At 48.1% G+C, this 665-nt stretch carries 1 pseudogene; it reads right to left on the reverse strand.

Features of this window, described 5'->3' with window-relative positions:
* Positions 1-665 (reverse strand): annotated as a pseudogene (locus K4A83_RS22795) (hypothetical protein); the annotation flags it as partial.

The raw sequence follows: 665 nt of genomic DNA on the forward strand, positions 1-665 counted from the left end.
TTCCCTGTTCCGGTATTACTCACACTGACTTGAGCGTTTCCCTGTAGGCTTAATTGTGGGCTGAATAGGTCTATATTCCCCGCATTCCCTGTTCCAGTCGCGTTACTCGAAATGAGGCTATTGGTGCCTAAAATTATCTGTTCGGTGGCGCTAATACCAATATTCCCCCCCTGTCCGTTGATGGTGCTGGTGCTGATTTGGCTTTGATTTTCCAAAAAAAGCGATCGCATATTCCGCAACAGAACATTCCCCCCCGCTCCCTGTCTCGTTTCCGCGCTCAATTTCCCCTGATTTAACTTAATCTCACTGGCACTAATTCCTAAGTTCCCCGCATTCCCTGTTCCGGTATTACTCACACTGACTTGAGCGTTTCCCTGTAGGCTTAATTGTGGGCTGAATAGGTCTATATTCCCCGCATTCCCTGTTCCAGTCGCGTTACTCGAAATGAGGCTATTGGTGCCTAAAATTATCTGTTCGGTGGCGCTAATACCAATATTCCCCCCCTGTCCGTTGATGGTGCTGGTGCTGATTTGGCTTTGATTTTCCAAAAAAAGCGATCGCATATTCCGCAACAGAACATTCCCCCCCGCTCCCTGTCTCGTTTCCGCGCTCAATTTCCCCTGATTTAACTTAATCTCACTGGCACTAATTCCTAAGTTCCCCGC

Origin of the sequence: Spirulina subsalsa FACHB-351 (assembly GCF_026130165.1) — a bacterium.
Lineage (GTDB): Bacteria > Cyanobacteriota > Cyanobacteriia > Cyanobacteriales > Spirulinaceae > Spirulina_A > Spirulina_A subsalsa_A.